This is a genomic window from Streptomyces misionensis (assembly GCF_900104815.1).
In the GTDB taxonomy this organism is placed as follows: domain Bacteria; phylum Actinomycetota; class Actinomycetes; order Streptomycetales; family Streptomycetaceae; genus Streptomyces; species Streptomyces misionensis.
This window is the reverse complement of record NZ_FNTD01000004.1, coordinates 8,122,712-8,134,758: the sequence shown is the minus strand read 5'-3', so window position 1 is coordinate 8,134,758 and position 12,047 is coordinate 8,122,712. Positions and strand designations below refer to the sequence as shown.

Below are 12,047 nucleotides of genomic sequence, written 5' to 3'. Positions count from 1 at the left end.
TGACGTCCGAGCAGCTGCCCGGCGCCGTACGGCGGTTCAGGCCCGGGCGGCGCCGATCTCGCCGACCCCGGACAAGCACTTTCGGCCGTTGTCCACGCACCCCAGCGGATCACCGTCCGATTCGGCAGACTGACAGGCGATGAAAGCCACCTCCGTACGCCAACTGGCAATGACCTGGGGGAACTTGTGATCATCCGGCGATTCCTCGACAACGACGGTGAGCTGGCCCAGCACCTCGCCCAGCAGCTCAACACCACACTGGACTGGCCACAGGGCGCAGGGCTGACCGCCGGGCACGTCGCGAAGATCGCTTCTGCGACAACCTGCGACGTCGCGTACAACCAGGCAGCCAACGGTCATCTGATCGACCTCTTCGCCGCCCTCCCCCTGCCGGGCACGCCCGACGGCAACGCGTTCTGGGGCGCGCTGGAGGAGGCGGGAGGCACTGCCGCCTTGTACATCGACCCCGGCAACATGGGCGGCCCGGCCTTCGACCGCCTGGCCAGGGGAAACGAAGCGGGCATCGCCAACCGCGTGCTCAGCTTCCTAGCGGAACTCGACGACCACCAGCGCGACGCCGTGGCCAAGGTGATCGGCGACGCACTGGCGCATGACACGCTCGTCGCAGACGGCCGCTACCTCGGGCAGCTGTGGCTGCGTGACGCCGAGACCACCGCCTGGCACGTACTGCTTGCCAAGCGCCGGCTGCACGAGACCCAGGACGACCGCACGCGATTCTTCGAAGCCTGGGGCAACTCCTGAGCCGTACGGCCCTGTCGACGGACAAGCCCCTGCTCCGGCGCCAGCAGCAGCTGGAGCAGGCCGCCCGCACCCCCGCAGGCCCGCCTCGGCGCGCTCCTCGGCGTCCGGGTGAGGTCGCCGCAGACTCGTTGAGGTGATCCGGGCCAAGGCCCCCGCCCCCCGCATGGCCACTCGGCTGATCGACGAGGTCTTCGACGCCCTCGACGAGCAGACCGTCGTGGTCCCGGGCACCGGCACCCTCGACCTCGTAATCCCGTCACTGGCCCGCTCGCTCGCGGCAGTCCACGAACAGCGACGAGCGCAGGGAGCAGACCGGAGCCGTGTTCACGATCATCTTCCACTGGGGGCCATCCCCGCGGGTGCGGGGAGCAGTACACCGAACTGTGCGTCAGTTTCGATCTCAGGGAACCGTCCTCGCGGGTGCGGGGAGCAGGAGAACAGCACCTCGAACGCGAGGTGACGCCGGGCCCCTCCCCCGGCAGGGGGAGCAGTTCAGTCCTCGTGTCCTCTTCCCGCCCCCGCGCTCTGACCTGAGGGTCTGGTCGTCAGGCCCGCCCGTCGGCGCGGTGTTCACGAGAACGATGGCCTACTGGCGTGGACGTAGACATCGCCCTTGGCGATGTCGTCGACGTCCTCGGCCGGTACGGCGAAGAAGCCGGCCAACCGCAGGATGCCGATCAGCGCCGTCTGTATGAGGAGAACGACCTCGGCATGATGTTTCCATTCCGGCGCCGCCGAGTCCTGTAGTTCTGTCACTGCCTTTATGCCGGCCTCTGCCAGACCCGGTGCGCTCCAGCGAATATAAAGGCCGCCGACGTGATCATCATGGCTGTCGTCGACTTCCACCCTGGCACCGGGCTGTTTCGTCACTTCCGGACGCACGACGTACGCGGGAATACCGGCACGGCCCAGTTCTCGGCAAACGCGGTCTGCCAGTCCATGCCCTGCGGCGACGCTTTCCTCCGAGGGGAACGGATGACCATGAGACTCACCTTTGGATCGATTCTCGGGATCTCTGTACTTCAACGGGGCACCTCCTGGTTTACTCGTCGGCAGTGATTCGCGTACATGTCCATACGCGTAAGAGGAACGTCAGGTCCAGCTTGAGCGACTCGTCGCGACCATCCCCGCGGGCGTGGGGACCGGGCCTGCGGCGGGTGATTGCCAGCTGCGGTGGTGGGCACGGTGGCTGCACTCGGTTCCTACCGAGACCCGAGTCAGATGTGGGCTCTGATCTGCTTCACCGGATGCCCGAGTGTGTCGCCGACAGTGGCCAGTTCCTCGTCGCGGAACCAGTCACGTTCGGGGTTCCAGATGGCGATCTCGAAGCGGGCGAAGCCGCACGGCCAGTCATAGTCCAACACGTCCAGCGACGTGTCTTCGCCGCAGCAGGGCACTTCCACGGCCAAGGTGGCGAAGCCGTCCTCACCGTGGGTTTCCAGCAGGTCGGCGTACCACTCAGTGTCGATCGAGGCACCGCAGTGCGGGCAGCCGATCCGTGCCAGGTTGTCGCCGCAGTCGACGGGGGTAAGGGTGTCGTGCCAGGTGACGTCGATCTCGACCTCCACGCCATCGGGCAGGCCGGAAGCTAGGTCCGCGGCGAGCGCGGCAGCCCGCTCGGTCGGGCTGCCACTGGGGATCGGTCGGAATGATCGACAGGACGTCGTCGCTCACGGGCTCACTCGATTCGTCGGCACAAGCGTTCGGCGGGGTGTGCCGCGATCGTAGGGCCACGTGCCGGCTGGCCGTTCCCTGCGTTCGTTTGTCGCCGATGGCAAGGCCCGCGTCGGCGAGGCAGCCGTCGACTACGTCCGGGTCGGTACTGGATCTGCTTGAGGCTGCGCTTGACGGCCTTGGTCATCTGGGCGAGGGCGGCCGCGGCGAGGTTGCCGACCTCTCGCTTGACCAGCGCGAGGTCCGCCGCTATCCCGGCTGGTATCGGCACATCACCCTGGCCATGCTCGCTCATGCCGTCCTGACCGCACTCGCAGCACGTAGGCGGCGAACACCCCGATCTGGCAGTTGCCGATCTTTCCCTGTTCCGGTGTACTGCCGGCCGACCCCGGCCGAGGTGGTGCCCTTCTTGATGAACCCGGTGTCGTCAATGATCAACACACCATGGGGGCCGAGGGACTCACCGACGTAGACGCGGGTGTCGTCGCGCAGGGCGTCGGCGTCCCAGACGCTGCTGTTCAGCAGCCGCTGGAAGCCGTCGGGAGTGCGATGACCTGCCCATTCCGCGAGCTGCCAGCCGTTTTCCCGTGCCGCTTGGCCCAGCAGACCGCGGACGTAATCCCGCATCCGCCACCGCAGATTCGCCCGCCCGAACCGGCCCGCCACCCGGGCGAAAACCGCCTCCAGCTCTGCAGCCCAGCAACCGACTTCAGTCGTACCGTCCATGCCAGGACAACGACAGCACCAGCTCAGGACACGATCCGCTGCTGGAGCATTAGAGTCCCTAACACAATGAGGTAGTCAAGCAGGCGACGCACCGGGTGAGGTCTTCCGACAGGAAGATCGTGAAACGTCTCTGCGATCCAGTGACGGTCGCCATGTAGACCCGAGCTGTTCCTGCGGCCTGGAGTCCGGTGATGGCTTCCGCAAGTCCGGGCCGAGGTGTGACGCCCGTGTCGAGCATGACTTCGTGCCGCCAGGACCAGATGTCCCAGAGCTGTCGTGCAGAAGCCGTTTGGTTCAAGAAGACCTCGAAGTCCGCGCCTGCCTTCAACTCGGCCAGAGCTGCGCGTGCAGAGATGCAGCCATCCTGGGACAGTGCGGATTGCAGGGCGTCTCGGTTCATGCGATCAGTTTGCCGGGCCGGCCAAGGACAGCACCTGGCGGTGGGTGATCAGGCAGCACGCGGGCTTGAGGAAGGCTTCGTGGATGTCGGCTCGGCGTTCCCAGCGGACGCGAAGTCGTTTGAAACCGTGGAGCCATGCGAAGGTGCGCTCGACCACCCACCGATAGGTGCCCAAGCCGCTGCCATGGGCTGTGCCGCGCCGGGCAGTGACGGGGAGGATCCGACGGGCCCGGACCTGGTCGCGACAGATGTCGTGGTCGTAGCCGCGGTCGGCGAAGACCGACTGAGGCTTGCGGCGAGGCCGCCCGGGCCTGCCTCGGACGGGCGGGACGGCATCAAGCAGGGGCACGAGCTGGGTGATGTCGTTGCGGTTGTTGCCGGTGAGGATGACCGCGAGCGGGGTGCCGTGTCCGTCGTGATCAGGTGGTGCTTGGAGCCGGCCCACCCCCGGTCGACTGGCGACGGGCCTGTCTGGAGCCCTTTTTTTAACGCCCTGACATGGCCGGAGTCGACAACCGCCCTCGACCAGTCGAGCCGGGCCGCCGCGTTCAGCTCGGCCAGCAGCACCTCATGCAGCTGCTGCCAGACCCCGGCCTCGTTCCAGTCCCGCAGTCGACACCAGCACGTCATACCGGACCCGAAGCCGAGCTCGTGGGGCAGGTGTTCCCACTGGATACCGGTGTGCAGCACGAACAGGATCCCGCACAGCACCTGCCGATCCGGGACCGGCTTGCGGCCCGGGTATCTGAACCGTCGCTCCCGCTTCGGCAAGAGCGGCTCGATCCGCTCCCACAGGTCATCCGACACGATCCTCGGTCAAGCCCCTATGGCCGGACAACGCCGATCCCGACGACCGGACACGGCCACCGGGACCGATCCATCTCATTGTGTTAGGCGTTCTTACAGGTCACAGCGATCCGCACCGCGCTGGTCCGGAAGGGTTCTTACCTTGCCGTACGGAGATCGCAGCAGGTCGACGACCGCTACCACAGTTGCTCAACAAGGCTGAAAAATCAGCGTGTTGTTTTTCTGCGAGCCCTTAATTACCTCGAATCCCTCAGGCGGAGAACGGGGGGTGCGTGCCGGACCACGGAGCGGCTCGCTCGAGCTGTGAGGCCAGTCGGATCAGCACGTCCTCCCGGCCGTGCGCGGCGACGAGCTGCACGCCGACGGGGAGTCCGTCGGAGGTGCGGTACAGGGGCAGGGAGACGGCGGGCTGGCCGGTGACGTTGAACGGCAGGGTGAAGGCGATACATCCTGCGACATCGGCCACCAGGTCCATCGGGGCTTTCGCTTCCGGGGCAAGCTCACCAAGGTGCGGCGGGAGAGTGGGCAGCGTCGGCGTGAGCAGGACATCGACCTCGGTCTCCCACAAGCCGGCCACACCTCGTGCCCACTGCTGCCACGCCTGTATGCCGGAGAGCCACTGCGCGGCCGTGACAGAGCGGCCCGCCTCCGCGAGCGCCCCGTTCATCGGCTCCAGGTCGGCGGGTTCGAGCTGTTCGCCGAGACGCTGCGACCACTGCTCCAACTCCCAGGCGAGTATGGCTGAGAAGAGGGTGGGCAGGGCCTGGAACAGCTCGGGTGCGTCCAGCGCCGCCGCCGGTGTCGGCTCGACGTGGTGGCCGAGGCGGTCGAGCAGCCGGGCCGCGTGCTCGACTGCCGCCACACATTCCTTGTGGGCCGGGGCGGTCGCACCCGGCGGGATCGAGCGGAACCCGATCCGCAGTGCGCCCGGATCGACTCCGACCTCCTCGCGGTAGGGCCGCGTCGGGGGTGCCGCCGCGTACGGGTCACCGACTGCCGCACCGGCTGTCACGTCGAGCACGGCGGCGGTGTCACGCACCGACCGGGTCAGCACGTGCTCGTGCGTCACCCCTCCCCAGTACTCGCCGTACCGTGGCCCCAACGAGGACCGTGCCCGCGTGGGTTTCAGACCGACGACGCCACAGGCGCTGGCGGGCATCCGTATCGAGCCGGCCATGTCGTTGCCGTGCGCCACCGGGACCATGCCAGCGGCGACCGCCGCCGCCGACCCACCGCTCGAGCCGCCAGGCGATCGATCGAGGGCCCACGGGTTGCGCGTCGCCCCGTGGGCCAACGGCTCCGTGGTCACACTGGTGGCCAGCTCGGGAAGGTTCGTCCGGCCGCAGAAGACGAAACCGGCCGACCGGAACCGTGCCGCCAGGGTGGAGTCCTCATGAGCCCGCCAGTCGCGGTCCCGCAGCGCGCGCATCCCCCCGTAGTACGGATCACCCGCGGTCTGGCACAGGGCATCCTTCAGCAGCATCGGCACGCCGCGGAACGGGCCATGGGGCAACCCGGACGCCTCCGCATCGGCGAGAGCCTTCTCATACAGGGGCGTGATGACGGCGTTGAGTGTGCCGTTAAGCCGCTCTATCCGTTCGATGGCGGCCTCGACGAGTTCACGCGGCGTCAGCAGACCGCGCCGCACCAGTTCGGCCTGCGCCGTCGCGTCCAGCCATGCGAGTTCCTCGCTCGACACGGGGCTCTCCGTCATGTGTCCACCTTTCCTCGGTTCTGCCTCTGCCGCGAAACGTCGCAACGCACCGCCGTGGCAACCGTGTTCGGAGCCCATTGTCCCTGAACCGGTGGGCACCAGTCGGTCTTGTCGCCGATCATGTTGGTCCTGCCTGGTGGACCGATCCGGTCACAGGGCGAAAGGCCCACGGGCATGGTGCCTCTGCGGTTCTCACGGCAGACGGCTTGCCGTTGCGGGACAACCCCTGGGACCTGCCGGCAGAGGATGAAGCCCGCGCGATCGAGGTTCTCTTCCAACTACTCGACGAGTTCCTTGCGGACCGAGAGAACAGCGATCAGACCCAGGCCACCTGAACATCGAAGCAACAGTGTCCAGGAGGGAGCGCATGTTCGACGACGTGCACGGCCTCACTCCTGACCGAGCTGCCCGACTATAGTCCGGAAAAGGGCCGCCGAACTTACAGAACTCCCTGCCCGAGCACTTCGCGAACGCGGCCGTAACGTCGAAGTCGAGCACCTCCACAGCCATCTCCCCGGGTGCTGAACAAGGCGTCCTCGTGACCAGTCACTGGAGTCGCAGGACGCCAGGGGCGCGATCGTCGAAAATCTTGACCAGCCAATCGAAGACCGTGAATCCGCGTCCATCTCTTGCTGCGCCAAGGTCGGCGAAGACAGAGGGGCGGTTCGTGGGGTGGCAGCGTGACAACCGGATCTCAAGCTGACGAGCTGTCTCCGGACAGCCGAGATGCTGTCGAGATACCTGGTGGTCGCGCCACTCAACCACGTACTCACGGTCGTCGGGCGCTCCGAAGCCACCGCTGAGGCAGTCAGCGAAGGCGTCGAGGTTTCGACCGAAGTAACCCCCCGGACCGTTGATCGCTTCGCCGATGACTCGCCAGAAGTCCTCCAGCGTTCTAATCTGCCTGCCGTCCAGCACGTATGTCGTTGTCACGGCTCGGAGCATACGCGCGGCTCTGCGGTCGCGTTCCCTCGATTCTGGCCACCTCCGCTTAGAACTCCCACGAAATGATCTTCGGGGTGGTTGGATCACCCCGGGAGCGATGATCCGGGGGTGTGGGGTGGCTCGGGCCAAAGCCGTGGGAAGTCGATGACGAGTGGAGGGCGGAGATCGAGCCGTGTTGCCCAGGGTTGAGCGTCGGCCCGGCATTCGGGACGCAAGGGTCATCCGAACCGGCTGGTGTTTTACGGCAACCCGTTCGTGCTGCACACCGGGATCGCCTGGGAACACCTGCCGGGAACTCGGTTTCGGCTCCGGCATGACCTGCTGGCGCCGCCTCGCCGAGTGGACCGAGGTCGGCGTGTAGTTCCGGCTGCACGAGTCCTCCTCGCCGAACTCCGCGCTGCGCACGCCTTGGACTTCTCTCAGGCGGCGGCCGACGGCTCCCACATCCGGGTGTTAAAGGGGGAGCCAAGACCGGACGAGGCCCTGTCGACGGGGGCAGGACGGGCAGCAAACACCACCTGATCACCGACGCCACCGGTATCCCGCTCGCCGTCACTCTGGCAGGCGGCAACCGCGGACGTCACCCAGTTGATTCCACTACTCCAGGCCGTGCCGCCGGTGCGGGGCAAACGTGTTCGGCCCCGACGCCGACCCGACGCGGTGCTCGGTGACCGCGGCTACGATCACAAGTACCGCCGGATCGTTTGGGGCCCCGGCGTTGAACCGCTGATCGCCCGCCGGGGCAACGAACACGGCTTCCGAACTCGGCGCCCAACGCTGCTTCGCAAAGCGCGCGTTCGCGGTTCCGCCGTTTGCAGATCCGCGACGACATCGGGCACGCTGCCCAGAAACTACGACTTCGCCCCCGAGCACTGCGAAGGCACCATCTCTCCTCCAGCTTCCTGCGCCCCGTGGTCGGCATGCAGGAAGCGGGGTGGAGCCTGTGGACGGCATGAACGACGCCGGCCTCGCGGTGTCGCTCACCTTCGGCGGACGGTTCGTCCACGGACCGTGATTCGCCATGCCCCTCGTGCTGCGCTACGTCCTGGAGACCTGCCAGACCGTCGACGAGGCGGTCGGCAGACTGCGCACCCTGCCCGTCGCGATCCCGCAGAACGTCACTCTCGTCGACCCGGACCGGAGCGTGACGGTTCACGTGGGCCCCGACATTCCGATGACCGAGGCACCGGACTCCTGCGCCGCCAACCACCAGCACCTGCCGGTGCCGGACGAGCAGGAACGAACCACCCGGACACAGGCCCGGCTTGCCGCCGTACGGGCGGCGGGAATCGACGTCCCGGCGATGCTGCGACCACCGCTGTACCAGCGCGCGTACGACCACTGGCTGGGCACCGTGTACACGGCCCACTACCGCCCTGCGGAGGGCTGCGTGACGTACCAATGGCCCGGCGAGCACTGGGAACACACCATCGCCGAATTCACGCCGGGAGCACGCACCGTTGCCCTGGGACTGTCCGACAACAACGATCACTGACGCACAACCGACCGTCGCCCGATACCTCGAGGCCGTATCCGGCCTCGGTGAGTTGATCGCCATCAAGCAGGCCGAGCTGACTCCGGCCGGCCGACTCCACCGGTACAGCTGGGAGCACCTGGAGGATGAGCACGGCTTCCTGACAGACCAAGCGCTCGACCCTGAAGAGGACCCGCTGGAAGCCATCCCGGCCGAAGAATTCCAGCGGGTGTGGACCCAGTGAGGTTTTCTCAGCGAAATAATCGTTGCGAAACGGTGTGATCCGGGCGGTTCCGGATGCATCGGGCGGGCAGTGCCCGGTGGCGGACAGACGTGAAGCCCCTGGTAGGACGGTTTTCACCACAAGATCGTCCGCGACAACCAGAGGCTTCACGTTGGTCACCTATGCTGCCACGCTCGACGTCCCGCGCCACATCGTCGAGTTTCTTGCCCGCCTGCTCGCCGCACACCGGCGGCAACTGCGCACGCCTCACGTCTCGCGGGCGCTGGGCCCGTTCCGCCAGGCGGTGCTGGTGCTGCGCTGGCTCCGCGAGCGTGGCTGCGTGCACTGCTTGACTCGCGATGCCGGCGTCTCCCAAGCCACCGGCTACCGCTACCTGCACGAAGGCATCGACGTCCTCGCCGCCCGGGCCCCCGACCCGAACGAGGTCCTGAAAAGCTGTCAGACGCAGGACATGGCGCACGTGATCCTGGGCGGCACGCTGATCGAGTGCGACCGGGCCGCCGGGGACCGCGAGAACGGCAGGAAGCACAAGGCGTTCGGCGGCAACGTGCAGTTCCTGTCCGCCCCGGACGGCACGCCGCTGTGGGTCTCCGAGGTCGAGCCCGGCCCACGCCCGACATCACAGCCGCCCGCCTCCACGCGCTGCCCGCCCTGTACAGGGCCGCCGCCCAGGGCCTGCCGACGCTGGCGGACAAGGGCTACATCGGCGCCAGCATCGGCATCCGCGTCCCGACCCGCCGCCCGAAAGGCCAGTCCGAGCACGCCCTGCACGCCGACACCCGCGCCACGAACATGTTGATCAGAGACCTGCGCGCACTCGGCGAGCGGACCGCCGCCGAACTGAAGGAACGCTGGCGCGCGCTCAAGCACGTCACGCTCAGCCCGAGCCGGATCAGCGACATCGCCCGCGCCGCCCTCGTCCTCAACGGCCACTGGGAATGATCTTTGCTGAAAAGCCCCAGTGCCTGGCCGAGTTTTCTGCGGCCCTGCGTCTCATGGGGCGCTCACCAGGCCCGGGGAGGCTTCCTCGAAGGTGTCGGGGTTGGCGACCCAGCCTGCGTTGAGGACGAGTCGGGAGGTGCGGTGCAAAGCGAGGAACCCGAAGGGGCGGTCGAAGCGGGCGCTGATCTCGCGGGCTCGGAAGGGGTAGCGCGGGATGCCACCGGCCATCATGGCAAAGGCGGTGACGGCCGCGGAGCGGAAGCCGCGTGCGCCGAACGTCGCCGTCATAGCCTGTGCGGCGGCCTGGACAGCAAGAGGCTTGGCACTGATGCCGGGAAAGTGGCCTTGCGAGGCGTCCGTCGCCGTGCGCAGGCCGAACAGGCCGGGGTGGTTGAGCAGGTTGTGGTGGGCTTTGACGGTGAACGGCACGGTGGATACGTGGAGCGTGGGTTCGCCGTCGACACTGGGGACGCGAGTCACGGACAGCCCGGGGCCTGGAGTGCCGTAAGGGAGGTGATCGCCAGGGACCATTGCCCGGCGGTTGTGGAGTGCGCCCAGGGCGGCAGTCAGTACCTGGCCTGCGGTTGCCTCAGGTGTTCCGAGGTACAGGTGGACGTCGATGCCATGAGTGCCGATGATCTGAAGTTCGGTGAGGGGGCCGGCTGCCATGTCTGCCACGCCGACCCGGTTCAGGAGACTGGTGGTTCGGTGCAGGCCGGCCAGGTCCTTGCCGCGCCAGGGCCCTGTTTCGGCTTCCATTCCGCCTGGGGTGAAGGGCCGGATCCAGTCGGTGCGGAGGGTCAGGGCGCTGGCTGACACCAGCAGAGTCTTGTCGTTCACCGTGATCGGCATCGCGTCGATCTGCCCGTCCGTGCACTTGGCCGCCCAGGCGTCGAGGTGCAACTGGTCGCTGATGGGGTCGCCGGTGAGCTGCCCGTGCACATCGGCGGGCAGTTGGTCCAGCCAGGCCGGTTCGATGGGCAGGGTGCCGCGGGTCCACAGTCCCAGAGCCGCACTCAGGCCACGCGTCGTCCTGAGCGTGGAGACCAGGTCTCGTGCCGCCATTGCGGCGCCGTCCGCCGGGATGCCGAGGGCATCCGAGAGTTCCTGCCGGGCGGGACCTGCGGCACCGTCGGCGAGGAGGCCGAGCAACGGCCACACTCCGGCTGCGGCGAATACCGTGCCGTCGTGGGGCAGGGCCGCGGCCCAACGTGCGGTCAGTCCGTTGATGGCTTTGACTGTGCCGTGACTGGCCATGCCTGCCTTCCGTTGCTCCCGATCCTCGCGAGAGTAGAGCCGGAAGTGCTGGCTGGCGAGCGAATTGAACGTCGCGGTCACTGAGAAAACCTCAGTGACAGGTGTGGACAACGACTTTAGAAGCGAGGTTGGTGGATCAAGCGCCTGACCTGCGGCTGTCTTCCCTCGGCGCGATCGAGTCGTCTTGCCTCGGGTGCATCCCGATCCCCGTGCGGCCCCGCCGGTTCTGGCACGAGAGCGGCACGGCTGTATGTGGTGTTGTGGCGATTGCTGCCACGCCTCAGCGTGGCGTTCATGGGTGGGGAGAAGACCAAGTCGCGTGGTTCCTGCGAGCGATGCGGAGCCGGTTGCCGGACCGAGAAGCCAGTCTATGGCTGGGTGTGTGCTCGATGTGCCCGTGAGCTTGACGCCTACTACCTCATGCTCGTCGGGATGAGGGGCGGAGATCCGGTACAGCTTTACTTGGCCGACCAGAAGGTTGGCCGCGTGCCGCCACGTGCATGACGGAGTCTCGTCAGGCCCAGCCTCGGCGACTCCTGGGGCGAGCGCCGGTTCCACGGCCTCGTGAGCTGGACGAGCTGCTGGTGGCGCGAATGGAAGCGGGCCAGGTCGAATAACTGGTGCATCCCGTCCACGGCGGCGAACGCGATCCGCTTGTACGACCAGTTGGAGCATCAGGTACGCGGCCAGCACCTCGAAGTACAGGTAGCCGAGGAGCGGCACGGCGGGCACAGCGGCGCCCAACTGGTCGATGAAGTCGGGAGCCCCCGCGCCGCCGGCTGCGTTGCGCAGCGCCATGTCAAGGAACATGGCTGCGGCGCCCAGTCCGGCCCGCACGGCATGGTCAAGCCGGTCGTTCTCAGCCCTGGTGAGGAGGCTCTGATAGCGCAGGTAGGTGCGCAGGTGGATGGCGCCGAGGTGCAGATAGCCCACGCCCTGGGGGGATCGGAGCGTCCGGGACGACCTCGAAGATCATGAGCGTGGTGCTCGGCTTCGTCCGCATCAGGTAGGCACCGAAGTTGTGCGGGCGCCACCCCTCGCGCTGACGAGTGAGGGGTGAGCAGTACAGGGCTCCGACCAGAGATCCGGTGGAGACGTGCAG

The 12,047-nt window shown here is 67.3% G+C and carries 11 protein-coding genes and 6 pseudogenes; 8 read left to right on the top strand and 9 right to left on the bottom strand.

The window, feature by feature from the left end; translation table 11 throughout:
• Window positions 1–186 precede the first annotated feature (186 nt).
• Window positions 187–762: a hypothetical protein gene (locus BLW85_RS37745; protein WP_074995909.1), complete on the top strand. Its 576-nt coding sequence runs from the start codon at window positions 187–189 to the stop codon at window positions 760–762.
• A 112-nt stretch (window positions 763–874) separates the two neighbouring features.
• Window positions 875–1,063 (top strand): annotated as a pseudogene (locus tag BLW85_RS38685) (IS110 family transposase); the annotation flags it as partial.
• Window positions 1,064–1,332: 269 nt separating this feature from the next.
• Here BLW85_RS38685 and BLW85_RS39000 read toward each other — a convergent pair.
• The 3 genes and pseudogenes from BLW85_RS39000 to BLW85_RS41025 all read right to left on the bottom strand — a co-directional run.
• Window positions 1,333–1,788, bottom strand: coding sequence for a hypothetical protein (locus BLW85_RS39000; protein ID WP_143060501.1), 456 nt, complete (start codon window positions 1,786–1,788; stop codon window positions 1,333–1,335).
• A gap of 191 nt (window positions 1,789–1,979) precedes the next feature.
• Window positions 1,980–2,330, bottom strand: a complete 351-nt coding sequence (locus tag BLW85_RS37730) for a hypothetical protein (protein ID WP_244175008.1) — start codon at window positions 2,328–2,330, stop codon at window positions 1,980–1,982.
• Between the two features lie 208 nt (window positions 2,331–2,538).
• Window positions 2,539–2,674: pseudogene (locus BLW85_RS41025) on the bottom strand (IS630 family transposase); the annotation flags it as partial.
• Here BLW85_RS41025 and BLW85_RS41020 point away from each other — a divergent pair.
• Window positions 2,630–2,776: pseudogene (locus BLW85_RS41020) on the top strand (IS701 family transposase); the annotation flags it as partial. The pseudogenes BLW85_RS41025 and BLW85_RS41020 overlap by 45 nt on opposite strands.
• Here the strand turns inward: BLW85_RS41020 and BLW85_RS37725 are convergent.
• The 5 genes and pseudogenes from BLW85_RS37725 to BLW85_RS37710 all read right to left on the bottom strand — a co-directional run.
• A pseudogene (locus BLW85_RS37725) lies at window positions 2,757–3,162 on the bottom strand (IS701 family transposase); the annotation flags it as partial. The pseudogenes BLW85_RS41020 and BLW85_RS37725 overlap by 20 nt on opposite strands.
• A 58-nt stretch (window positions 3,163–3,220) precedes the next feature.
• Window positions 3,221–3,562, bottom strand: coding sequence for a hypothetical protein (locus BLW85_RS38995; RefSeq protein ID WP_143060500.1), 342 nt, complete (start codon window positions 3,560–3,562; stop codon window positions 3,221–3,223).
• A 4-nt stretch (window positions 3,563–3,566) separates the two neighbouring features.
• Window positions 3,567–4,372, bottom strand: a protein-coding gene (locus BLW85_RS37720) for an IS5 family transposase (RefSeq protein WP_107409255.1) whose coding sequence is annotated in 2 segments (ribosomal slippage) — window positions 3,567–3,979 and window positions 3,979–4,372 — 807 coding nt in all. Because the reading frame shifts where the segments join, the coding sequence is not laid out codon by codon here.
• A 247-nt stretch (window positions 4,373–4,619) separates the two neighbouring features.
• On the bottom strand, window positions 4,620–6,083 hold the full coding sequence (locus tag BLW85_RS37715; RefSeq protein ID WP_074995906.1) for an amidase: 1,464 nt from the start codon (window positions 6,081–6,083) through the stop codon (window positions 4,620–4,622).
• Between the two features lie 546 nt (window positions 6,084–6,629).
• Entirely contained in the window at window positions 6,630–7,016 is a 387-nt protein-coding gene (locus BLW85_RS37710; protein WP_074996379.1) for a barstar family protein, read from the bottom strand.
• Window positions 7,017–7,226: 210 nt separating this feature from the next.
• On the opposite strand from BLW85_RS37710, the pseudogene BLW85_RS41015 reads away from it, so the two are divergent.
• The 4 genes and pseudogenes from BLW85_RS41015 to BLW85_RS37690 all read left to right on the top strand — a co-directional run.
• Window positions 7,227–7,830: pseudogene (locus BLW85_RS41015) on the top strand (IS5 family transposase); the annotation flags it as partial.
• A 219-nt stretch (window positions 7,831–8,049) separates the two neighbouring features.
• On the top strand, window positions 8,050–8,523 hold the full coding sequence (locus tag BLW85_RS37700; RefSeq protein WP_244175007.1) for a carcinine hydrolase/isopenicillin-N N-acyltransferase family protein: 474 nt from the start codon (window positions 8,050–8,052) through the stop codon (window positions 8,521–8,523).
• Window positions 8,524–8,575: 52 nt separating this feature from the next.
• A complete protein-coding gene (locus BLW85_RS37695; protein ID WP_167381362.1) occupies window positions 8,576–8,746 on the top strand; it encodes a hypothetical protein in 171 nt (56 codons plus the stop codon).
• A gap of 151 nt (window positions 8,747–8,897) precedes the next feature.
• Window positions 8,898–9,688: pseudogene (locus tag BLW85_RS37690) on the top strand (transposase family protein).
• Window positions 9,689–9,739: 51 nt separating this feature from the next.
• Here the strand turns inward: BLW85_RS37690 and BLW85_RS37685 are convergent.
• A complete protein-coding gene (locus BLW85_RS37685; protein WP_074996378.1) occupies window positions 9,740–10,945 on the bottom strand; it encodes a serpin family protein in 1,206 nt (401 codons plus the stop codon).
• Window positions 10,946–11,509: 564 nt separating this feature from the next.
• Here BLW85_RS37685 and BLW85_RS38990 point away from each other — a divergent pair.
• Window positions 11,510–11,923 (top strand): hypothetical protein, encoded by a 414-nt coding sequence (locus tag BLW85_RS38990; protein ID WP_143060499.1) that lies wholly within the window; start codon window positions 11,510–11,512, stop codon window positions 11,921–11,923.
• The last annotated feature ends 124 nt before the right edge of the window (window positions 11,924–12,047 follow it).